The 21,831-nt window shown below is 72.0% G+C and carries 16 protein-coding genes and 2 tRNA genes; 12 read left to right on the top strand and 6 right to left on the bottom strand.

The annotated features are described in order from the left end of the window. The first annotated feature begins 16 nt into the window (after positions 1-16). From ACH4D5_RS13485 to ACH4D5_RS13475, 3 genes are all read left to right on the top strand, one after another. Positions 17-853 carry a glycoside hydrolase domain-containing protein gene (locus ACH4D5_RS13485; RefSeq protein ID WP_398301678.1) on the top strand — a complete coding sequence of 279 codons (837 nt, stop codon included), beginning with the start codon at positions 17-19 and terminating at the stop codon, positions 851-853. Positions 854-1,036: 183 nt separating this feature from the next. Further along, entirely contained in the window at positions 1,037-1,618 is a 582-nt protein-coding gene (locus ACH4D5_RS13480; protein WP_398301676.1) for a SigE family RNA polymerase sigma factor, read from the top strand. 118 nt (positions 1,619-1,736) lie between these two features. Beyond that, positions 1,737-3,407, top strand: coding sequence for a long-chain fatty acid--CoA ligase (locus ACH4D5_RS13475; RefSeq protein ID WP_398301674.1), 1,671 nt, complete (start codon positions 1,737-1,739; stop codon positions 3,405-3,407). Here ACH4D5_RS13475 and ACH4D5_RS13470 read toward each other — a convergent pair. Then, positions 3,394-4,665 (bottom strand): MFS transporter, encoded by a 1,272-nt coding sequence (locus tag ACH4D5_RS13470; protein ID WP_398301672.1) that lies wholly within the window; start codon positions 4,663-4,665, stop codon positions 3,394-3,396. The genes ACH4D5_RS13475 and ACH4D5_RS13470 overlap by 14 nt on opposite strands. A gap of 168 nt (positions 4,666-4,833) precedes the next feature. Between ACH4D5_RS13470 and ACH4D5_RS13465 the strand changes: the two genes are divergently transcribed. After that, the gene (locus tag ACH4D5_RS13465; protein ID WP_398301671.1) at positions 4,834-5,412 is read left to right on the top strand and encodes a TetR family transcriptional regulator; all 579 of its coding nucleotides are present in this window, start codon (positions 4,834-4,836) and stop codon (positions 5,410-5,412) included. 127 nt (positions 5,413-5,539) lie between these two features. Here the strand turns inward: ACH4D5_RS13465 and ACH4D5_RS13460 are convergent, their stop codons facing one another. After that, positions 5,540-10,102: a PAS domain-containing protein gene (locus ACH4D5_RS13460; protein ID WP_398301669.1), complete on the bottom strand. Its 4,563-nt coding sequence runs from the start codon at positions 10,100-10,102 to the stop codon at positions 5,540-5,542. 167 nt (positions 10,103-10,269) lie between these two features. Further along, positions 10,270-10,692 (bottom strand): SSI family serine proteinase inhibitor, encoded by a 423-nt coding sequence (locus tag ACH4D5_RS13455; protein WP_398301667.1) that lies wholly within the window; start codon positions 10,690-10,692, stop codon positions 10,270-10,272. Positions 10,693-10,933: 241 nt separating this feature from the next. Here ACH4D5_RS13455 and ACH4D5_RS13450 point away from each other — a divergent pair. The 8 genes from ACH4D5_RS13450 (at position 10,934) to ACH4D5_RS13415 (ending at position 17,010) form a co-directional block, all read left to right on the top strand. Further along, positions 10,934-11,024, top strand: a tRNA-Ser gene (locus ACH4D5_RS13450). Positions 11,025-11,229: 205 nt separating this feature from the next. Then, positions 11,230-11,302, top strand: a tRNA-Arg gene (locus ACH4D5_RS13445). A 115-nt stretch (positions 11,303-11,417) separates the two neighbouring features. Beyond that, a complete protein-coding gene (locus ACH4D5_RS13440; RefSeq protein WP_398301665.1) occupies positions 11,418-12,260 on the top strand; it encodes a DUF2797 domain-containing protein in 843 nt (280 codons plus the stop codon). A 113-nt stretch (positions 12,261-12,373) separates the two neighbouring features. Next, positions 12,374-12,718: an antibiotic biosynthesis monooxygenase family protein gene (locus ACH4D5_RS13435; protein ID WP_398301663.1), complete on the top strand. Its 345-nt coding sequence runs from the start codon at positions 12,374-12,376 to the stop codon at positions 12,716-12,718. Then, a complete protein-coding gene (locus tag ACH4D5_RS13430) occupies positions 12,699-13,613 on the top strand; it encodes an amidohydrolase family protein (protein WP_398301661.1) in 915 nt (304 codons plus the stop codon). Before ACH4D5_RS13435 ends, ACH4D5_RS13430 begins: the two co-directional genes overlap by 20 nt. A 101-nt stretch (positions 13,614-13,714) precedes the next feature. Continuing rightward, entirely contained in the window at positions 13,715-14,464 is a 750-nt protein-coding gene (locus ACH4D5_RS13425; RefSeq protein ID WP_398301659.1) for a response regulator transcription factor, read from the top strand. 209 nt (positions 14,465-14,673) lie between these two features. After that, positions 14,674-16,176 (top strand): MFS transporter, encoded by a 1,503-nt coding sequence (locus ACH4D5_RS13420; protein ID WP_398301657.1) that lies wholly within the window; start codon positions 14,674-14,676, stop codon positions 16,174-16,176. 57 nt (positions 16,177-16,233) lie between these two features. Then, positions 16,234-17,010 (top strand): TetR/AcrR family transcriptional regulator, encoded by a 777-nt coding sequence (locus ACH4D5_RS13415; protein ID WP_398301655.1) that lies wholly within the window; start codon positions 16,234-16,236, stop codon positions 17,008-17,010. Positions 17,011-17,298: 288 nt separating this feature from the next. Here ACH4D5_RS13415 and ACH4D5_RS13410 read toward each other — a convergent pair whose 3' ends face one another. From ACH4D5_RS13410 to ACH4D5_RS13400, 3 genes are all read right to left on the bottom strand, one after another. Continuing rightward, positions 17,299-17,943, bottom strand: a complete 645-nt coding sequence (locus ACH4D5_RS13410; RefSeq protein ID WP_398301654.1) for a DUF4232 domain-containing protein — start codon at positions 17,941-17,943, stop codon at positions 17,299-17,301. 242 nt (positions 17,944-18,185) lie between these two features. Then, positions 18,186-19,007 carry a YceI family protein gene (locus ACH4D5_RS13405; protein ID WP_398301652.1) on the bottom strand — a complete coding sequence of 274 codons (822 nt, stop codon included), beginning with the start codon at positions 19,005-19,007 and terminating at the stop codon, positions 18,186-18,188. Positions 19,008-19,271: 264 nt separating this feature from the next. Beyond that, complete coding sequence (locus ACH4D5_RS13400; protein WP_398301650.1) at positions 19,272-21,830, bottom strand: MFS transporter; 2,559 nt, start codon at positions 21,828-21,830, stop codon at positions 19,272-19,274. Between the last annotated feature and the right edge of the window lies 1 nt (position 21,831).

Below are 21,831 nucleotides of genomic sequence, written 5' to 3'. Positions count from 1 at the left end.
CGCTTTCACTCGGCGTATGCGTCTTCGAACGATGATCATTGGATTCGTCCTCGTCCTGACGGCCCTGGCCGCGGACATGACCGCCTCACCACCGGGCGTCGCCTCCGACCACACCGCCCGCGGGGCAGCCGCGAAGGTGTCGACCTTCCGCGGCTGGGCCTTCGACACCTGCCTCACCCGGTCCACGGACACCATGCGGCGCTGGCGGCAGTCCAAGTACGGCGCCGTCGGCGTGTACTTCGGGGGCCGCGGCCGGGCCTGCAAGCGGCAGCCGCACCTCAACCACGCCTGGATGCGGGCGGTGAAGGGGATGGGCTGGCGCGTCCTCCCGCTGTACGTGGGGTCGCAGTCGCCGTGTGTCGTCGCTAAGAACAAGAAGAACGTACGCATCGGGCGGCAGCCCTGGAGTCAGGGGAAGCAGGAGGGGCGTGACGCGGTACGCGCGGCGAAGGCGGTCGGCATCCAGCAGGACAGCCCGCTCTACCTGGACATGGAGGCGTACGCCTACCGCAACAAGAGCTGCGCGAACACCACGCTCTCCTTCGTCCGCTCCTGGGACCGCGAAGTGCGCAGACAGGGCTACGTCCCCGGCTTCTACAGCAGTGCCGACTCCGGCGTGCGGCACATGGAGGCGGCACGGCGGGCCGGCGTGGGTGACCTGCCGTCGGTGATGTGGTTCGCGCGCTGGCGCACCAAGCCGCACCTGTACGGGGAGCCCTCGCTGAGCGACAACGCGTGGCGCCCGGCGCGGCGCATCCACCAGTACGCGGGGAACGTGAAGGAGCGGCACGGCGGGCGCACGCTGGTGATCGACCGCAACCTCGTGCACGCTCCGGTGGCGCGCATCAGCTAGCCGGACGGCCGCCCGGGCGGACCGTGCGCCCGGGCGGCTCTCGGGGGCGAACCCTCAGAGACGTGCTCCGTCTCCTCCACCTGTAGGAGGTGTAGACAACACCCCTCGTACAACCTGAGGCGGACACGGCTTCGGGACCTCCGGCCGATCCGCTGAAGTAGGGGGCGCTTCTAGCGTGGAGCCATGACCGCATCCATGGTGTCCGTGTGCACCAGCGCTTCCACGGCCGCGACGCGGGGCACGGGTCCGACGCGGGCCATAGGGCCCTCCACGTACCCGTCGTTCGCGTCCTACGTACGGGCCCGCCAGCCCGTACTGCTGCGCACCGCCCGCTCGCTGACCGCGAATCCGAGCGATGCCGAGGACCTGCTGCAGACCGCGCTGACCAAGACGTATGTGGCGTGGGACCGGATCGAGGACCACCGCGCCCTCGACGGTTATGTGCGCCGGGCCCTGCTGAACACGCGTACGTCGCAGTGGCGCAAGCGGAAGGTCGACGAGTTCGCGTGCGACGAGCTGCCGGAGCCGGACGTGACGCCGGGCGGGGACCCGGCCGAGCAGCAGGTGCTCCGCGACGCGATGTGGCGCGCGATCCTGAAGCTGCCGGCGCGGCAGCGGGCGATGGTCGTCCTCAGGTACTACGAGGACCTGAGCGAGGTGCAGACCGCCGAGGTGCTCGGGGTGTCCGTCGGCACCGTGAAGAGCGCCGTGTCCCGCGCGCTCGGCAAGCTCCGCGAAGACCCGGAACTCACGCCGGTCCGCTGAGCGGGCGCGCCGGGGGCGGATGATCGATCATCCCCTGGAGTAGTGACATACCAAGTGGTATGCGCGCAGAATCAGCGCCAACCCTTACTGCCGCGCAGCCCGTACCGCCGCGCAGGCGATGTCGCCCCAGGAGGACGCCGTGCTGAGCACGATGCAGGACGTACCGCTGACTGTCACCCGCATCCTCCGGCACGGCATGACCGTGCACGGGACATCACAGGTCACGACCTGGACCGGCGAGGGCGACCCGCAGCGCCGCAGCTACCGCGAGATCGGCGAGCGCACGGCTCAGCTCGCCCACGCCCTGCGCGAGGACCTCGGCGTCACGGACGATGAGCGCGTCGCCACCTTCATGTGGAACAACGCGGAGCACGTCGAGGCCTACTTCGCGGTGCCCTGCATGGGCGCCGTCCTGCACACCCTCAACCTGCGGCTGCCCGCCGACCAGCTGGTGTGGATCGTCAACCACGCCGCCGACCGCGTCATCATCGTCAACGGCTCCCTCCTCGGCCTGCTCGCGCCGCTCCTCCCGCAGCTGACGAGCGTCGAGCACCTGGTGGTGTCGGGCCCGGGCGACCGCTCCCTGCTCGCGGGCTCGCACGCGCAGGTGCACGAGTACGAGGAGCTGATCGCGGGCAAGCCCATCGCCTACGACTGGCCGGAGCTCGACGAGCGTGCGGCCGCCGCCATGTGCTACACCTCCGGCACCACCGGCGACCCCAAGGGCGTCGTCTACTCCCACCGCTCCATCTACCTGCACTCGATGCAGGTCAACATGGCGCAGTCGATGGGTCTGACGGACGCGGACACGTCGCTGGTCGTCGTCCCGCAGTTCCACGTCAACGCGTGGGGACTGCCGCACGCCACCCTCATGACCGGCGTGAACATGCTGATGCCGGACCGCTTCCTGCAGCCCGCCCCGCTCGCCGAGATGATCGAGTCGGAGCGGCCCACGCACGCGGCCGCCGTCCCCACCATCTGGCAGGGCCTCCTCGCCGAGCTCACCGCGAAGCCGCGTGACGTCAGCTCGCTGGGCCAGGTCACCATCGGCGGCTCGGCCTGTCCGCCCGCCCTGATGGAGGCCTTCGACCAGTTCGGGATGCGGGTCTGTCACGCCTGGGGCATGACGGAAACATCCCCGCTCGGTACGGTCGCCCGCCCGCCGGCCCACGCCATCGGCACCGACGAGGAGTTCGGCTACCGGCTCACGCAGGGCCGCTTCCCCGCCGGCGTCGAGGGCCGGCTGGTCGGCCCCGGCGGCGAACACCTGCCGTGGGACGGCGAGTCCGCCGGTGAGCTGGAGGTGCGCGGCCCCTGGATCGCGGGCGCCTACTACGGCGGCGCGGGCGGCGAGATGCTCCGGCCCGAGGACAAGTTCAGCGAGGACGGCTGGCTGAAGACCGGCGACGTCGGCGTGATCACCGCGGACGGCTTCCTGACCCTCACCGACCGGGCGAAGGACGTCATCAAGTCGGGCGGCGAGTGGATCTCGTCGGTCGAGCTGGAGAACGCCCTCATGTCCCACCCGGAAGTCGCCGAGGCCGCGGTCGTGGCCGTCCCCGACGAGAAGTGGGGCGAACGCCCGCTCGCCACCGTCGTGTTGAAGGAACACGCGACCGCCGACTACGCCGCCCTCCGCGACTTCCTCGCGGAGCACATCGCCAAGTGGCAACTGCCCGAGCGCTGGGCGGTCATCCCCGCGGTCCCGAAGACGAGCGTCGGCAAGTTCGACAAGAAGGTACTGCGCAGGCAGTACGCGGACGGCGAGCTGGACGTCACGCGGCTCTGACGGGCCGCCCGGGGCGGCGGCCCGGTATCGCGGTCGTCGCCCAGCCGAGCGCGAGCCAGAAGGCTGCGACCGCGCACACACCGGTCCACCCCCAGTGGGTGAACGCGGTGCCCGCGAGGGCGGAGGCGATCGCGCCGCCCGCGAAACCGGCCACGACATAGGCGGTGTTGGCGACCGCGGGGGTGGAGGTGGTCGTCAGCGCGAGCGTCTGGTTGGCGATGTGGTTGGCGACCAGCGCCATGTGGAGGACGACCGCCGCCGCGCACAGGGCCCAGAGCGCCCCGCCGCCCAGCCAGAACAGCGGCACCGACACAGCGGCCGTGCCGTACGCGGACGAGACCACCTTGGCCGCGCCGAAGCGGTCGACCAGGCCGCCCGCGAGCGGTGCCACGACAGCCGCGGCGAGACCGAAGAGGCCGAAGAGGCCCGCGGTGGCGGTCGACATGCCGTACCCGTCGCCGCCGCTGCCGGTGAGCAGCAGGGCCAGCGAGGTCCACAGCGCGCTCCACGCGCCGTACATCCCGCCCTGGCGTATGCAGGCGCGTCGCAGCTCGGCGGAGCTCCGCACCACGGCGGGCAGTTGGACGAGACCGGCGAAGAGCGGTCCGGTCCGCCGACGGTGCTCGGCGGGCAGCACGGCGGCGGAGGCCAGGCCGAGCAGGGCCGTGAGGGCGGCGGCGCCCACGAAGACGTAACGCCAGCCGAAGGCCTGGCCGACGAGGCCGCCGAGGACGCGGGCCGCGACGATGCCCGTGAAGAGGCCGGCTATGAGCGCCGCGACATGGCTGGCCCGCCGGTGCGCGGGCGCCCGCTCGGCGACCAGCGGCACGAGCAGCTGCGGCACGACCGTCGCGGCGGAGGCCACCAGGACGGCGGCGGCGAGCGCGGTGGCCCCCGAGGCTGCCGCGCCCAGGCCGAGTGCCACCGCCGTGACCACGGAGAGCGCCGCGACGAGCCTGCGGCGGTCGACCCGGTCACCGAGCGGGGCGAAGAACAGCAGCCCCGCCGCGTACCCGAACTGGGCCACCGAGGCGATCCACGCGACGGCCGACGGGGTCGACCCGAAGTCCCGGGCCATCAGGGGGAGCAGCGGCGCGGCTATGTAGATGTTGGCGGCCGTCACCGCGGTGCAGACGGCGATCAGGACGAGGAACACGGTGGGCGGGACGGGGAGGGGAGCAGGGGGTGCGGGGGTGAGGGGGGATGTTGGTGGGGAGGCGGAGGCGGAGGCGGAGTTGGAGGTCGCTGATGAGGGCATGGGCGGGGGCTCCTCCGGGGACGAGGACGAGGACGGGCACGGGGCGGGGGGTAGGCCGTAGTAACCAACTAGTTGGTTGGCTGCTGGGAAAAGTCTGCGCCTGTGGAGATCGGGCTGTCAAGCAACCAAACAGTTGGTTACCCGAACGGGTTCGCCTAACCTGTGCTCATGGCAGTGAGAGACCCCGAGGCCACCAAGGCGCGGATCTTCGAGGCGGCGGTCGCCGAGTTCGCCCGGTACGGCATCGCGGGCGCCCGCATCGACCGCATCGCGAGCGAGGCGAAGGCCAACAAGCAGCTCATCTACGCCTATTTCGGCAACAAGGCGGAGCTGTTCGCGCAGGTTCTGGAGAAGCGCATGCTGGACATGGCCGTCGCCAACCCGGTCGACGCGGACGACATGGACGGCTGGCTGGACCGGCTGATGGACTACCACGCCGCCCATCCCGAGCTGCTGCGCCTGCTCTTCTGGGAAGGCATCGAGTACGGCACGGAGGAACTGCCCGACGAGCGGGAGCGCCGGGACCACTACGACCGCAAGGTCGCCGTCCTCGCCGACGCCCAGGCCCGGGGCGTGATCAGCGACGAGATCCCCGCGTCCCACCTGCTCTTCATGGTGGTCGCGCTGGCCGGCTGGTCGACGGCCGTGCCGCAGATGCGGCGGATTCTCGTCGGTGACGAGGACGCCGACCGTGAGCGGCTGCGCGCCTCCATCAAGGCGGCGGTACGAAGCATCACGGCCGTCTGACACCGCCTGACGCCGCCTGACGCCGTCTGACGCCGCCTGCGCCTCGGCCGGTTCGCCGGTTACCGCCCCGGTCGGTTCGCGGATTCACGCCCCGGCCGGTTCGCTGGTTCGCGCCCCGGCCGGTCCGCTAGTTCGTGCCGATCTTCGCCAGCAGGTCCACGATCCGGCTCTGCACCTCGGTGCTGGTGGAGCGCTCCGCCAGGAACAGCACGGACTCGCCCGCCGCAAGCTTCGGCAGCTCCGTCTCGTCGACGGCCGCGGTGTAGACGACCAGCGGAGTGCGGTTCAACTGGCCGTTCGCGCGCAGCCAGTCGACGATCCCCGCCCTGCGGCGACGTACCTGGAACAGGTCCATCACCACGAGGTTCGGCCGCATCTGTGCCGCAAGCGTCACCGCGTCCGCGTCGCTCTCGGCCCGCGCGACCTGCATGCCGCGCCGCTCCAGAGTGGCCGTCAGGGCGAGCGCGATCTCCTCGTGCTCCTCGATGAGCAGGACGCGTGACGGGTGCTGTTCGCTGTCGCGCGGAGCGAGGGCCTTCAGGAGTACGGCGGGGTCGGCGCCGTACGCCGCCTCGCGCGTCGCCTGGCCGAGGCCCGCCGTCACGAGCACGGGCACCTCGGCGGCCACGGCGGCCTGACGCAGCGACTGCAGCGCCGTGCGCGTGATCGGGCCGGTCAGCGGATCCACGAAGAGAGCCGCGGGGAACGCCGCGATCTGCGCGTCGACCTCCTCGCGCGAGTGCACGATCACGGGACGGTAGCCGCGGTCGCTGAGCGCCTGCTGGGTGGTGGCGTCGGGCGCGGGCCACACCAGGAGACGGCGCGGGTTGTCCAGCGGCTCCGGCGGCAGCTCGTCGTCCATCGGCTGCGGCTGGGGCCGGTTCGCGACCTCGACGGCGCCGCCGGGCCCGTCCAACGGCTCCGGTCCCTCGTCGGCGTCCTCATCCGGGGCGCCGATCGCGTACGAACGACCGGCCCCTTCGGTGGTGGACCCGATACGGGACTGGGGGTGCGCCGGTGCCGACGGCTGCGGGTGGGACGGTGCGTGGGGCTGCGGCTGGGGCAGCGGGTGCGGGCGCGCCGAGGCGTCGGGGCGCCCGTCGGCAGCCGGCTCGGGCGGCGTGGCCAGCCTGCGCCTGCGCCCGGAGCCGCCGAGGGTGTGCGACTGCGCGGCGGCCGCCTGCGGCTGAGCAGGTGTCTGCCCCGGTGCGTGAGCCGGTGCGTGAGCCGGTGTCTGTCCCGGTGTCCGGGCCTGCTGCTGCGGTTCGGTGGGCGAGGCCTCCGGCCCCGGAGCCGGAGCCGGAGCCGGGGCCTGGGGTGCGGGCATCGGACCCACGCCCGCCGCCGCTGCCGTCTGACCGGACGGAGGCGTCTGAGGTGCGTGAGGTGTCTGGGGCGGCAGCGGGGGCTGCGGCGACTCGGGGATGCGGGCGTTCCGCGGCGGCTGCTGGCCCTGGCCGGGTACGGCCGGGCCGCCACCCCCCTGCGGTCCACCTTGCGGGCCACCTTGCGCTCCACCCTGCGGACCGCGCTGCTGCTCCACGATCTGCCGACTGAACGGCACGCCCTGCCCGAGGGTACGCACGCTGATCGCACGCCCCTGCGTCGAGTTGGGGTCACCGGGCGCACCGGGCGCACCGGGCGCGGTCTCGGCAGGCAGCGGCTGGGCGGCCCGGGCCTGCGCGCCGCGCTCGGGCGGCAGTGCGGCTCCATGGGCCGGCGTCGGAATGCCCTGCGCCGGAGTGGTGCCGTCCGGCCACGGCTGCGGCGCGGGCAGCGGACCGGGCTCGGCGGCGGCGCCCCGGCCGCCCTGCTGCGGACCCCTCGGGCCCTGGCCACCCTGAGAGGGCACCCCTTGAGAGGGCACGCCCTGCGCGGGCGTTCCCTGCGCGGGCGTCCCCTGCGCGGGCGTCCCCGAAGCAGCCGGAGCCGCAGGACCCCCTGGAGGCGCCTGTCGGGCACGGCGCCCCGTCGGGGCCTGCGACGCGGCCTGCGTCGAGGCATGCGGCGGCGCCTGCACCGGATGAGGCTGCGGTGGCGTGTGGTCATCGCCCCCACGTACGGCCGCGGCATGGTGCCCGGTGTCGCCCTGGACAGCCGCGTACTCCTGTCCCGCGGTGTCCTGGCCCGGCGCGCGGTCGGCCGTGGCGGGCGGCAGCGCGAAGACGCGGCCGTTGTTGGCCTCCTCGGCGGCGGCACGCTCCCTGGCGGCGGCCAGCGCACGCCGCGCCCGCCGCCCCGTGGGCCGCGCGGCGTCACCGTGTCCGGCCTCCACCGCGGCGAGCTCGGTGCCCGGGACGGCTCCGGCGGCCCCGGAAGTCTCAGCGGGCCCCGAGGCCAGCGCGGGCAGCGCGTGCTGCTCGCCCGTGCGCCGGGCGCGGCGCCCCGTCGGCCCGTTGGGCACGGGTACGCCCTGCGGCGGCACCGTCTCGCCCAGCGCGGCGGACCCCGCCGCGTGCTCGGCGGCCGTCATCACGGCACCTTCGGTGCCTTCAGTGCCCTCGGCGGCACTCGGCCGACCGCGGCGCCGCCCGGTACCGCCACTGGCCGCCTCCGCAGCCTGCGTCCCCGTGCCGGGGCCGCTCACCAGCTCCGTGGCCACCGCTCCGCCGAGCGTCTCCGGAGAAGAGGCCTCCGCCGCACGCCTGCCCCTGCGCCGCCCCGTACCGCCGCTCGGCGCGGCACCCTGCGCGGCGCCCTGCGCACCAGCGACACCGGAGCCGGAGCCGTCAGTGTCGGATTCCGCCCCGGCCCCACCAGAAGAGCCCGCGGCCCCCGGCACAGCACTCGAACTCGAACTCGCACTCTCCAGGAAGGAGTCCACCGAGGGGCGTCGAGCCCGTCGGCGCCCGCCGCCGGAAGTGGCCGACGCCTGCTCGGGCACCACCACCGCGCTACCCGGAGCGGCACCCCCAGAAGGCACCGAACTCAAAGACCCCGCAGATCCCGCAGAGCCTGCAGCCCCCGCAGAGCCCGAGGACCCCGCGGAACCCGGGGCGTCCGAAGAAGACGCACCCTCCGTAGGCCCCGCCCCGATCGGCACCTCAAGGACATACGCACTGCCGCCCATGCCCGGCACCTCGTGCGTCTGGAGGACGCCTCCGTGGGCCCGCACGATGCCCCGCACGATCGGCTCGTGCACCGGGTCTCCGCCGCTGTACGGGCCCCGCACCTCGATGCGGACGACCTCGCCGCGCTGGGCCGCGGCCACGACGACGGTCGAGTCCGCGTAGCCGCCCGGATAGCCACCCGCGCGCGTGTTGCCGGTCGCGTCGATCCCCACCACGTCCGCGACGAGGTGGGCGACCGCCGTGGCGAGCCGTTCCGCGTCGGCCACCAGCTCGATCGGCGGCGCGTGCACCGCGAACTGGGCGCGCCCGGGACCGATCAGTTCGACCGCGCCCTCCACGCCGGCGGCTACGACCGCGTCGAGCATGACCCTCGTACGGGACAGCTGTTCGGCGCCCGCGTCGAGCCGCTGGTAGCCGAGGACGTTGTCGACGAGGGTGGTCATCCGGGCGTACCCGGCCGACAGGTGGTGCAGGACCTGGTTGGCCTCGGGCCACAGCTGTCCCGCGTCGTCCGAGGCGAGCGCGGCGAGCTCGCGGCGCAGTTCGTCGAGGGGCCCGCGCAGGGAGGAGCCGAGCACGGCGAGCAGCTGCTCGTGGCGCGCGGCCAGCGCGTCGTACCGCGCCTTCTCGCGTTCGGCCAGCTCTTCGAAGCGGTCCTTCTCGCGCTCGGCGAGCGCCGCGTACCGCTCCTGTTCGGCGGCGAGGGCCTCGGCGCGCTGCTCCTCGGCGGCCTTGATCTCGGCGGCGCGTTCCTCCGCGGCGGCGGTGAGTTCCTCCGCGTGCCGGGCGAGGGCGGCCTCGTACTTCTCGTTGAGCTCGTCGTAGGGCCTGCGGTCGGTGAACGTCATCACCGCGCCGACCAGTTGGTCCCCGTCGCGCACCGGCGACGTCGTGAGGTCGACCGGCACCTTGGCGCCGCTCTTGGACCACAGGACCTGCCCGCGCACCCGGTGCTTGCGTCCGGAGCGCAGGGTGTCGGCGAGCGGGGACTCCTCGTACGGGAACGGCTCGCCGTCGGCGCGCGAGTGCAGGACCAGCGGGTGCAGCTCCCGCCCGCCGAGGTCGCTCGCCCGGAAGCCCAGTATCTGGGCGGCGGCCGGGTTGACGAGGACGACCCGGCCGTCGGTGTCCGTGCCGACGACGCCCTCGGCCGCGGCCCGCAGGATCATCTCGGTCTGCCGCTGCGAACGCGCCAGCTCGGCCTCGGTGTCCACGGTGCCCGACAGGTCCCGCACGACGAGCATCAGCAGCTCGTCACCGGTGTACCCGTACTGGTCGTACGCGTCCCTGCCGTCCTCCAGCGGGGAGCTGGTGACCTCGACGGGGAACTCGCTGCCGTCCGTGCGCCGGGCGGTCATCCGCGTCGGCTTGGTGCGCCCGCGCTCGTCGATCGTGTCCGGGCGCCGCATGGACCCGGGGATGAGCCGGGAGTCGAACTCCGGCAGCAGATCGAGCAGACCGCGCCCCACGAGCGCGGTGCCGGGTGTCTCGAACGCCTCCAGCGCGATGGCGTTGGCGTTCACCACGGTGCCGTTGGCGTTGACGAGGACGAGCGCGTCAGGGAGCGCGTCGAGTATGGCTGCGAGGCGAGCAGCGCCTCGGGATGGCCTGCTGCTCACGACGACGCTTCCTCCCTGGTTACCGCTGCTTGCCGACTCGCTCAGGCCATTTTGCCCCTCGGCCCGTGGCGTGTCACGGGAGTGAGTCTACGGGGAGTGGTTGTGCGCGCGACGCCGGATGAGAGGGAGGTCGCACGCAGAAGATGTGAGTTTTCGGTACTGCCTGGTCACGCGGAGGTCGCGGGCAGCACCGGGACGAGAGCGTTCCACCGCCCGATCTCGCAGCCGTTGCTGCGGTCGTACGTGGCGTTGACGGGCCGTCCGTGCCAGGTGCCCGTGATGCGTGCGGTGGCGGGCCCGCCGTACTGCATCGTGCACATCGTGCCGGGCGGTACCGGGGCGAAAAGGTCCCTTCCGTAGACGCTGATCTCGTCGAGCCGCGCGCACGCTTCCTTCGCCTGCGGGTGCGTGCCGCCGGCCGGGTGGCAGTTCAGCCGGTACGTCCCGTCGCCTTCGGCCCCCATGCCGGTGACCGTCACGGTGAGCCGGTCGATCGGGGTCGTGGGGGGCGTCGAGGCGTGGGCCGTGGCGGGCAGGGCGGAGAGTGCGGCGGCGGAGACGGCGGCGGTGAGGGCGAGACGACGCAGCATGGCGGGCTCCTCTGCATAGGGCGGCCGGAGTCAGACGCGGGACGGTCGGAGTCCGACGGGACGGGTGGCTCTACCGCTCTAACGCCGTACGCCGCGCTTCGTTGCGGTGTCTGGCGGCGCGGCGAAACGCTTTGCCCTGTGGGCCGCGCGACTAGTACCGTGGAGTCCGCGATTGGTGACAGACCGCTCGGCTGTGTCATCATCTGCACGCACCCCCCGCGCTCGCGCAGGTGTGCAAGCTGGAGGCGTCGCCTAGTCCGGTCTATGGCGCCGCACTGCTAATGCGGTTTGGGCCTTAAAGCCCATCGAGGGTTCAAATCCCTCCGCCTCCGCAGCATGATCCGAAGCCCCGGTCCCTGAGGACCGGGGCTTCGGCGCGTCGTGGCCCCGTCGCCGCGCTGAAGGGTGTTTCCGCAGCTCACAAGGGGTCCGGAGAACGGATTTCACATGGCGGCGGCAGTCATGTAATGTTCTTCCTGTCGCCGCGAGCGGGCCGAAGGGCCGGGAAGCGGAGACGGAAACAAAAGAAAAAAACAAGCACTCGTAGCTTAACGGATAGAGCATCTGACTACGGATCAGAAGGTTGCAGGTTCGAATCCTGCCGAGTGCACACAGTCGAAAGGCCCCCGGAGATGATCCGGGGGCCTTTTGCGTTGATGGGGTTGATGAGGGAGTCGCGGATGGCGTGGCGGTGCGCGGGGCTCGGGTGGCCGGATGGGAGACCCGTGCTGCGGTGGGAAGGCGGCCGGCGCAGCGCCCTCGCGTACGGGACGGACATCGGGTTCCGGGCCGTGGGTGAGCGGCGGTGCGTGGGGGCGCGGGGGAATCCGTGTCCGCTGCGGGCCGTCGTGCCGGGCCGGGCCACGCAGGCGCGCTGCGCGGAGTGTGCGCGGCTCGACCGGGCGTTCTCGGTGGCGGCGGACGGCGTGCCCGACGATCCGCGGACGTACCGGGTGTATCTCGCGTGGTTCGGGGCCGGTCTGGTGAAGGTCGGGATCACCGCGGAGGAGCGGGGTTCCCGGCGGCTCCTGGAGCAGGGCGCGGTGGCGTTCTGCTGGCTGGGGCGTGGGCCGCTGATGGCGGCGCGGCGTACGGAGGAGCTGCTGCGGGCGGCGCTCGGGGTGCCTGACCGGGTGGCGTACGCCCGCAAGCGCGGGGTGCGTGCGGAGCTCCCCGCCCGGCCGGAGCGTGCGCGGGAGCTGGACGAGCTGTACCGGCGGGCCGTGGCGCTCGACGGGTGGGCCGAGGCGTTGGAACGGGTGGCCTTCGAGGCCGTCGATCACGCGGAGGAGTTCGGGCTCGGCGCGCGCGGTGGGCCCGCGCCGGGGGGCGGGGTCGTGCGGGAGCTGGTCGACGGCGGGGCGGTCGCGGGGCGGCTCGTCGCCGCGGCGGGGCCCGACCTGCACCTGGAGATCGCAGGCGGCGGCGCGCTGGTGGTCGACACGCGGGTGCTCGTGGGGTGGGAGCTGGTGGCGGCCGGCGCGGGGGCGGGCGTCACGGTGCCGGTGCAGGCGGTGGAGGTCGCGGGTGGCGGTGGCGGTGGCGTCGAGCAGGACGGACTCTTCTGAGAGCCGCGACCGCTGCGTTCTCGCTGACCGAATGGTCAATTCCTGCTGACCGTTGGGCAAGAGACAGGGGAAAGGGGTGGACAGGCACGGGGCGCGGGCCCGAATGTGACGCCATGAGTGATCACGACAGAGGTCCCGCCGGGCCTTTCGAACCGCCGTACTACGCCGTCGTCTTCTCCTCCGTGCGCACCGCGGGCGACAACGGCTACGGGAAGACCGCCGACCGCATGGACGAGCTGGTCGCCGAGGTGCCGGGGTTCCTCGGCGTCGACGGGGCCCGCGACCCGGAAGGCCTCGGCATCACCGTGGCGTACTTCCGCGACGAGGAGGCCATCAAGGCCTGGCGGAGCGACCTGGAGCACCGTGCGGCCCAGCGGCGCGGGCGCGAGGACTGGTACGAGTCGTACGTCCTCCACGTCGCCAAGGTCGAGCGAAGTCATGGCTTTGTGCGGGAGTAGCCGTGGAAGTAGCAGTGGTGGGGACGGTGTTGCCGTACGGCGGTTCCTGGAGCGGGTCGGGGTTCCCGGTCTCGTCGACGTACACACGCACTTCATGCCGGAGCGGGTGCTGAGGAAGGTCTGGGCGTACTTCGACTCGTACGACGCGACCGGCGTGGTGCGGTGGCCCATCACCTACCGGCACGAGGAGGAGCGGCGCGTCGAGCTCCTCCGGGAGTTCGGGGTGCGGGCCTTCACCTCGATGGTCTATCCGCACAAGGCGGGCATGGCGGAGTGGCTCAACGGATGGGCCGCCGACTTCGCGCGGCGTACGCCCGGCTGTCTGCACACCGCGACGTTCTTCCCCGAGCCGGGCGTGGACCGGTATGTGCGGGAAGCCGTCGAGGCGGGCGCGCGGGTCTTCAAGTCGCATGTCCAGGTGGGCGGCTACGATCCCGGCGACCCGCTGCTCGACCCGGTGTGGGGCCTGCTCGCCGAGGCCGGGGTGCCGGTGGTCATGCACTGCGGCTCCGGCCCGGCGCCCGGCGAGCACACCGGGCCCGAGCCGGTCGCCCGGCTCCTCGCGCGCCATCCGCGGCTGCCGGTCGTCGTCGCGCACATGGGGATGCCCGAGTACGCGGAGTTCCTCACGCTCGCGGAGCGGTACGAGGAGGTGCGCCTCGACACGACCATGGCGTTCACGGACTTCAGCGAGCGGCTCATGCCGTTCCCGAAGGAGGAGACGGCGCGCCTGGCGGACCTGGGCGGGAAGGTGCTTCTGGGCAGCGACTTCCCCAACATCCCGTACGCGTACGTCCATCAGCTGGAGTCCCTGGAGCGGCTCGGGCTCGGGGACGCGTGGCTGCGGGGGGTGCTGCACGGGAACGGTGCCCGGTTGTTCGGGCTTAATGCCTGAGGGTGCATGAGGGAGCCTGAGGGCGCTCCCCGCGCCGTTTCTCAGGGAATTCACAGGTTGACGCAAGAGTGCTCTCAGGGGCGGGTCGCAGGGTGTGGGACATGACCACGACCACGCCTCAGGCGCGTACCGAACTGCTCAGGCCGGACGGGAGCCCCGTCCGCGTGCTCGTCGTGGACGACGAGGTGTCGCTCACCGAGCTGTTGTCCATGGCCCTGCGCTACGAGGGCTGGCAGATCCGCAGCGCGGCCGACGGCGCGGGCGCGGTGCGGGCCGCGCGCGCGTTCCGCCCCGACGCCGTGGTGCTCGACATGATGCTGCCCGACATGGACGGGCTCTCGCTGCTCGGCAGGCTGCGCCGCGAGATGCCGAGCGTGCCCGTGCTGTTCCTCACCGCGAAGGACGCGGTGGAGGACCGCATCGCCGGGCTCACAGCAGGTGGCGACGACTACGTCACCAAGCCGTTCAGCCTGGAGGAGGTCGTGGCGCGGCTGCGCGGCCTCATCCGGCGGGCCGGCGCCGCCGACAGGCGCAGCGAGTCGACGCTGGTCGTGGGGGACCTGACCCTCGACGAGGACAGCCACGAGGTGACGCGGGGCGGCGACAGCATCCACCTCACGGCCACCGAGTTCGAGCTGCTGCGCTACCTCATGCGCAATCCGCGGCGCGTGCTCAGCAAGGCGCAGATCCTCGACCGGGTGTGGAACTACGACTTCGGGGGCCAGGCCAACGTCGTCGAGCTCTACATCTCGTATCTGCGCAGGAAGATCGATGCCGGCCGGGAGCCGATGATCCACACCCGGCGCGGGGCGGGCTATCTGATCAAGGCCGCCGTGCCCGTCTCCGCGTGAGAGGTCCCCGCCCGGGGACCCTACGGACACGGCTCGTCCTCTCCGCCGTCGCGCCGGACGGCGACAAGCTGCGCGGGCGGATGAGCGGCGCGGCGCGCGACTCCCTTTCCGGAAAATCTCTTGTACGGCGTACGAGGGTGGTTCTACGGTGTACATCGTCAGAACCCCGTACACCGTAGAAGAACCGGTCCCCGGAAAGGGAGGGCTGCATGACGGCGACGACTGCCGAGACCCCCACCGCCTCGCAGAGGCACCCGCAGCGCTGGCTGATCCTCGGCGTCATCTGCCTGGCGCAGCTCACCGTGCTGCTGGACAACACCGTCCTGAGCGTCGCGATCCCCTCCCTCACCCGGGAACTGGACGCGTCCACGTCCGACATCCAGTGGATGATCAACGCGTACTCGCTGGTCCAGTCCGGTCTGCTGCTCACCGCGGGCAGCGCCGCCGACCGCTACGGCCGCAAGAAGATGCTGGCCGCGGGCCTCGCCCTGTTCGGCATCGGCTCGCTGGCGGCCGGCCTCGCCCAGAGCTCCTCACAGCTCATCGCCGCCCGCGCGGGCATGGGCATCGGCGGCGCGCTCCTGATGACCACCACCCTCGCGGTCGTCGTGCAGATCTTCGACGACGCCGAGCGCGTCAAGGCGATCGGCCTCTGGGCCACCATCAACTCCCTCGGGTTCGCCGCCGGTCCGCTGCTCGGCGGCTTCATGCTCGACCACTTCTGGTGGGGTTCGATCTTCCTGATCAACATCCCCGTGGCGCTGCTCGGCCTCGTCGCGGTCCTGAAGCTGGTCCCGGAGTCCAAGAACCCCCAGGGCGACCGCCCCGACCTGCTGGGCGCCCTGCTCTCGACCATCGGCATGGCCGCGGTCGTCTACGCGATCATCTCCGGCCCCGAGCACGGCTGGACGTCGGCGCAGGTCCTGGTCTCCGCCACCGTCGGCGTGCTGGTGCTCGGCGCGTTCGCGCTCTGGGAGCTGCGCATCCCGTATCCGATGCTGGACATGCACTTCTTCCGCAACCAGCGCTTCGTCGGTGCGGTGGCGGGCGCCATCCTCGTCGCCTTCGGGCTGAGCGGCTCGCTCTTCCTCCTCACCCAGCACCTGCAGTTCGTGCTCGGGTACGAGCCGTTGGAGGCGGGCCTGCGCACGGCGCCGCTCGCGGTGACCATCGTGGCCCTGAACCTGGCGGGCATCGGCGCGAAGCTGCACGCCAAGATGGGCACGCCCGTCACGATCATGTCCGGCATGAGCCTGCTCGCCGCGGGCCTCGCGGCCATAGCGGTGCTCGGCGGCGACAACTACAACGGCCTGCTGTTCGGCCTGATCGTGATGGGCGCCGGCATCGCGCTCGCCATGCCGGCCATGGCCAACGCCATCATGAGCGCCATCCCGCCGGAGAAGGCCGGCGTGGGCGCGGGCATCAACGGCACGCTCGCGGAGTTCGGCAACGGTCTGGGCGTCGCCGTGCTCGGCGCGGTCCTCAACTCCCGTTTCGCGTCGCTCGTCGCGGTCTCCGCCGCGTCGTTCCCGGCGGCCATGGCCGCGGCGAAGTCGACGGGTGAACGGGAGCGGATCGCTGACGCGTTCTCCTCGGGCCTTGAGACCAGCCAGCTGGTGGGCGCGGCTGCGGTGCTCGTCGGCGGCATGCTGGCGGCGGCGTTGCTGCGCAGGGCGGAGAGGGCAGACTCCGTGGGTAAGACAGCGGCATAGCATTCCCCCCCGGAGACAACGGCTCCGGGGCCCGAGGACCAACGAGGAAGGTGCGCCATGGCGAAGGCAGCCGGCCGCACGAAGAACACGGCGCGGACCAGTGTCTGGCTGCAGGCCAGGACACCCCGTGGCGGCGGCCGCAAGGGCGATCAGCCGAACGGCCTCGACCGGGAACGCATCACCCAGGTCACGGTCCGGCTCCTGGACGCGGAAGGGCTCGACAAGTTCTCCATGCGCAGGCTCGCCGGGGAACTGAACGTCACGGCGATGTCCGTCTATTGGTACGTCGACACCAAGGACGACCTCCTGGAGCTAGCCCTCGACTCGGTGTGCGGCGAGATGCGGCTCCCCGAGACGGAGGCGTCGCCCGAGAACTGGCGCGAACAACTCCGCGCGCTGGCCGGCGAGTACCGGGCGGCGCTGATCCGGCACCCCTGGGTGTCACCGCTGGTCGGCCGCTTCCTCAACATCGGGCCCAACTGGCTGGCTTTCGCCCTCGCCATCCAGAACGCGGTGCGCAACACCGGGCTTCCCGCGTACACGCAGAACGGGGCGATCTCGGCGGTCTTCCAGTTCGTGTACGGCTTCGGCACCATCGAGGGCCACTACATCTCGCGGTGCGCGGAGGTGGGGATGACGCAGGAGGAGTACTACCGGGAGGCGGCCGGTACGGTCCGCGACGAGCTGGCGTCGCACGGGCTGTTGGAGAGTGCGGATGAATTGATGGCGGCTCGGGAGGGGGACACGGTTGAGGAGATGTGGGAACGGGACTTCACGATTGCCCTCGACCTGATGGTCGCGGGAATCGAGTCCCTCCTCTCCAGGGAGGCGTGACCCGGCGCGGGGCGGGCGGGTGGGGTGGGTGGGTGGGGTGGGCTTGGCCTGCGTCGTACCGCTGGGGTAGGGGCACCTAGCCCGCCGCTTCGCGGCGGATGCTTCCCACCCACCCACCCGTTTGCCCCGCGACGTCCCGCGGGGGTAGGGGCGGGTGGGTGGGGGTGTTCCTCGCGACGTCCTGCGGGGGCGCGGGGGTGGGGTGCCCTTGCGATGTCCCCGCGGGAGTAGGGCGGGTGGGTGGGGGCCCTGTGAGCTGCTGAAGGGGGTCGGGCGGGGGGAGCGGGGCTAGTTTTTGGTGTGGGTGGGGTAGACCTGCATGTCGGTGTAGGCGCCCTTGATGGCGCCGGCGCCTGCGGGCCACTTCAGGGTGACGGTGTGGGTCTCGTTCGGGGGCGTCACCATGATGTGGGTCGGCGACGCGAGGCTCTTGCCGCTGGTGTCGATGTCGTAGGCGATGTTGAAGACGGCGGCGTCACCCGGCTTGAGGGTGGTGACCCGCGGCTGCGCCCGGCCGCGCTCGATCGAGCTTGAGGTGTGGTCGACGTCCTTGATGTCGACGCCCGCGAAGCCCGTCGCCGAGCAGGTGGTCGAACCCCGGTTGGTCATGGTGATGTCGATGCTGCCGGTGTTCTCGTCGGGGGCGGCGTCCCGGGCGTCGATGGTGAGGTCCGCCGTCTTGCAGAACGTGGCCTTGGCGCCGGGCTTCGCGCCGCCCGCGGCTGCCTCGGTCTTGGTGTCCTCGCCGGAACCCGACTCCTTGTTGCCCGCGTTGCCCGCCTCGGAGCTCCCCGCGGATGAGGATGAAGACGAGGAGTTCGAGGTGCCCTTGGACGACGCGTCCGGCCCGTCGTCGTCACCGCCGCAGGCGGTGAGCGAGAGGGCGGCGGCGAGGCTGACGGCGGCGAGAGCGGTGATGCGGGTGTTCTTCATGGTTTCCCCCAGAAGAAGTGCGGCGGGTGTGCGGGTGCCGTGCGTGTGGTCGTAACTATTTGTAGCCCGCACCGAGTTACGGCCGGTCCTCCGCGCTGTCTTCGTTCTGTCACAGGCGTTGCCCTTGTTGCCCTCGCGCTGCCCCAACTGCCCGAAGGGGCTTCACCTTCGGGCGCCCGCCATAAGCCGTCAGCCCGCCGACAGCCCGCAACCCGCAACCCGCAGTCCGCGACTCGCGGACCTCAGCCCGCCTGCGGCAAGCTCTCCCCCTGCACGGCCTGGATGTCCAGCTCCACCCGCAGCGTCGTGCCGATCGCCGAGATGCCCGCCTGGACCACCTGGTTGTAGTTCATGGCGAAGTCCTCGCGGCGCAGTTCCGCCGTGGCGCGGAAGGCGGCGCGTGTGCCGCCCCACGGGTCCGCCCCGGTGCCGAGGTAGCTGAGGTCCAGGTCGACGGGGCGCACGACGCCGTGCATGCCCAGCTCGCCGTGGACCGTCCACCGGTCGGGCCCCACGGGGCTCAGCCCGCTCGACCGGTACGTGATCTCCGGGTACTGCTCGACGTCCAGGAAGTCGGCCGACTTCAGGTGACCGTCCCGCATACCGTTCCCCGTGTCGATCGAGGCCGCCCGGATGACCGCCTCGACCCGCGACTTCTCGACGTCCTCGGCGATCTCGATGCGGCCGCCGAACTCCAGGAACCGCCCGTGCACGCTGGTGATCCCGAGGTGCTGGGCGACGGCGCCCACGGTCGAGTGCGCGGGGTCGACGGTCCACGCCCCGGGCGGGGGCAGCTCCGTGCCGCCCTGCCGGGCGAGGACGACGTTGCCGACCTCGGCCCGCCCGCTGGCGGTGACGAGCGCGGTGGAGGCGACCGGCGCGTAGCCGACGGCGGTGACGATGACGGTGTACGGCCCGGCCGCGAGCGCCGTCCCGTCCCGTACGACGCCCTCCGCGTCCGCGTCCGCCCGCAGCACCTGCGCCCCGGTCATGTCGGTCACCGTGACGACGGCGTGGGGCACGGCCCACCCGTCACGCGTACGGATCCGAGCGTTGAGTCCCATCCCGTTTTACTCCTTGCCGGGCTTCCGATCCGATCGGAAGCCTCACAGTCCAGCTCACGTTCGTTCACGCTTCATAGAGGCCGTGCGGGCCGCGCAGGCCGCGCAGGCCCCAACAGGCCCACAGAACGCGGGCGGCCCCCGGCGGCGGTGGCCGGCCGTCCCCTGCCATGAATGCCACCGCCGGCCCGGGGGCCTTCCCCACGACCGGCCCGGGGCCGCCGCGCCTCCGCTCGAAGCACGTCCGCGGCCACGGGCCGGGGTCGGTCACTCGCCCGGGTGGGCGAGTTCGATGTCGTGGCCCTCGACGCCGCTGCCGGCGACCGTCAGGCCCGTGGCCACCGGCGGGTACCCGGTCGCGATGACCGTGTACTCCCCGCTGTCCAGGTCGGTGAACGCGTACGCCCCGTCCGCCCCGGTGGTGGCGGTGGCGACGACGTTGCCCGCGGCGTCGACCAGCGTGACCCGCGCATCGTTCAGCGGGCCGCCGCCCGCGCGCACCGTGCCGAGCACCCGCGCACCGGAGTTGAGCTCGACCTCGACCCGGGTGACCCCGGTGCCGCCCACCTCGACGGGCAGGGCCAGCGGCCGGTGTCCGGCGGCGTTCACCGCGATGGTGACGGTGCCGGGGACCAGCTCGGCGAAGGTGAACTCGCCCTGCTCGCCGGAGAGTCCGGTGGCGAGGACGTCACCGCGTACATCGGTCACGATGACCATCGCACCGCTGACGGGCAGCTTGCTGTCGGCGTCGCGCACGAGGCCGCTCAGCCCGCTGGTGCCGCTGAGGAGGATGTCGTACGACAGCGCTTCCTCGCCCACGACCACGGTCGAGGCCTGCGGCTGGAAGCCGTCGGCGGAGGCGATGAGCACGTACGAGCCCGCGCCCGGGGCGTCGACGGTGTAGGCGCCGTCGCCCTGCGCGACCGAGCGGCCGAGCTGCCGTCCCCCGAGGGAGATCAGCGTGACGGCGGCCTGCGGCACGGGCGCGCCCTCGGCGCCGCGGACGAAGCCGCGTACCGGAATGCCGCCGGTGATCTGCGGAAGCTCACCGGATCCCGCGCCGGGCTGCGCGGCGGACGCCGTGGCGGCGAGCCGCTGCGTGCCCTCGGGCCCGGTCTCGGTCGTCGAGGTGACGGAGGCGAGCACGGGCTGCTCGGCGGTGGTGGCGGCAGTGTCTGCGGGGGCCGTGGCGGCGGTCGGGGCCGCACCCTCCGTGCTCTCCGCGGCCTGGGCGAGCCCGCCCGACGTCCGCAGCGGAACCTCCTTGATGAACAGCGTGATCAGGAAGGCGATCAGCGCCATCGGCGCGGCGATCAGGAAGACATCGGCGATGCCGTGCCCGTACGCGCTCTCCATCACCGTGCGGAACGGCTCCGGGATCTTGTCCAGGTCGGGGATGCCGCCGCCGCCCGTGCCGCCGTGGCCGAACTGCGCCGCGGCCTTGGGGCCGAGGTCGGTGATGCCGTCCTTGACGTAGTCGGTGATGCGCGTGGACATGATGGCGCCGAGCGCCGAGACACCCATCGCACCGCCCAGGGAGCGGAAGAAGGTGACGGTGGAGCTGGCGGAGCCGAGGTCCTCGGGGGCGACCTGGTTCTGCGTGCAGAGGACCAGGTTCTGCATCATCATGCCGATGCCGAGACCCATCAGGGCCATGAAGATCGCGATGTGCCAGTACTCGGTGTCGTACCGGATGGTGCCGAGCAGACCGAGGCCCGCGGTCACCAGCACACCACCGCTGACCAGCCACGCCTTCCACTTGCCGGTCTTGGTGATGACCTGGCCGGACACGGTGGAGGAGATGAACAGACCACCGATCATCGGGATGGTCATGACGCCGGACATCGTCGGGGACTCGCCCCGCGCCAGCTGGAAGTACTGGCTGAAGAACACCGTGCCCGCGAACATCGCGACACCCACGAAGAGCGAGGCGAGCGAGGCGAGGGTGATGGTGCGGTTGCGGAAGAGCCGCAGCGGGATGATCGGCTCGCTCGCCCTGGACTCGACGAACACGAAGATCAGCCCGAGCAGCACCGAACCGCCGACCATGGCGCCGGTCTGCCACGACATCCAGTCGTACTTGTCACCGGCGAAGGTGACCCAGACGAGGAGCAGGCAGACGGCGGCGCTGATGAAGAAGGCGCCGGCCCAGTCGACCTTGACGTCGCGCTTGACGACGGGGAGCTTCAGGGTCTTCTGGAGGACGATCAGCGCGATGATCGCGAAGGGCACGCCGACGTAGAAGCACCAGCGCCAGCCGAGCCACGAGGTGTCGGTGATGACACCGCCGAGCAGCGGACCGCCGACGGTGGCGACGGCGAAGGTCGCGCCGAGGTAGCCGGAGTACCGGCCGCGCTCGCGCGGGGAGATCATCGCGGCCATCACGATCTGGGCGAGGGCGGAGAGGCCACCCACGCCGATGCCCTGCACAACGCGGCAGGCGATCAGCATCCCTGCGCTCTGCGAGAGACCGGCGACGACCGATCCGCCGACGTAGATGATCAGGGCTATCTGTACGAGCGCCTTCTTGCTGAAGAGGTCGGACAGCTTGCCCCACAGGGGCGTCGTCGCGGTCATCGCGAGCAGCGACGCGGTGACGACCCAGGTGTAGGCGGACTGGCCGCCGCCGAGGTCGCCGATGATTTCGGGCAGGGCGTTGGAGACGATCGTCGACGAGAGGATCGCCACGAACATGCCGAGCAGCAGCCCCGACAGCGCTTCCATGATCTGCCGGTGCGTCATCGGAGCGTTCTCACCGTGGTGACCGTGGTGAGCTCCGTGCTTGGCATGGCTGCCCCGCACACCGGCTGGTGTGGTTGTTGCCATG

The sequence above is a fragment of the Streptomyces sp. NPDC018029 genome, assembly GCF_044327655.1.
Lineage (GTDB): Bacteria > Actinomycetota > Actinomycetes > Streptomycetales > Streptomycetaceae > Streptomyces.
Note: the sequence above shows the minus strand (reverse complement) of the source record. Positions and strands in the feature narration are given on the sequence as shown.

Bases quoted from the DNA above. Each gene is read 5' to 3' on its own strand.
- ACH4D5_RS13415 (WP_398301655.1), top strand. From the start codon at position 16,234: ATGGCGAAGGCAGCCGGCCGCACGAAGAACACGGCGCGGACCAGTGTC.
- ACH4D5_RS13435 (WP_398301663.1), top strand. From the start codon at position 12,374: ATGAGTGATCACGACAGAGGTCCCGCCGGGCCTTTCGAACCGCCGTAC.
- ACH4D5_RS13405 (WP_398301652.1), bottom strand. From the start codon at position 19,007: ATGGGACTCAACGCTCGGATCCGTACGCGTGACGGGTGGGCCGTGCCC.
- ACH4D5_RS13430 (WP_398301661.1), top strand. From the start codon at position 12,699: ATGGCTTTGTGCGGGAGTAGCCGTGGAAGTAGCAGTGGTGGGGACGGT.
- ACH4D5_RS13425 (WP_398301659.1), top strand. From the start codon at position 13,715: ATGACCACGACCACGCCTCAGGCGCGTACCGAACTGCTCAGGCCGGAC.
- ACH4D5_RS13480 (WP_398301676.1), top strand. From the start codon at position 1,037: ATGACCGCATCCATGGTGTCCGTGTGCACCAGCGCTTCCACGGCCGCG.
- ACH4D5_RS13400 (WP_398301650.1), bottom strand. From the start codon at position 21,830: ATGGCAACAACCACACCAGCCGGTGTGCGGGGCAGCCATGCCAAGCAC.
- ACH4D5_RS13485 (WP_398301678.1), top strand. From the start codon at position 17: ATGCGTCTTCGAACGATGATCATTGGATTCGTCCTCGTCCTGACGGCC.
- ACH4D5_RS13455 (WP_398301667.1), bottom strand. From the start codon at position 10,692: ATGCTGCGTCGTCTCGCCCTCACCGCCGCCGTCTCCGCCGCCGCACTC.
- ACH4D5_RS13475 (WP_398301674.1), top strand. From the start codon at position 1,737: ATGTCGCCCCAGGAGGACGCCGTGCTGAGCACGATGCAGGACGTACCG.
- ACH4D5_RS13470 (WP_398301672.1), bottom strand. From the start codon at position 4,665: ATGCCCTCATCAGCGACCTCCAACTCCGCCTCCGCCTCCGCCTCCCCA.
- ACH4D5_RS13420 (WP_398301657.1), top strand. From the start codon at position 14,674: ATGACGGCGACGACTGCCGAGACCCCCACCGCCTCGCAGAGGCACCCG.
- ACH4D5_RS13465 (WP_398301671.1), top strand. From the start codon at position 4,834: ATGGCAGTGAGAGACCCCGAGGCCACCAAGGCGCGGATCTTCGAGGCG.
- ACH4D5_RS13410 (WP_398301654.1), bottom strand. From the start codon at position 17,943: ATGAAGAACACCCGCATCACCGCTCTCGCCGCCGTCAGCCTCGCCGCC.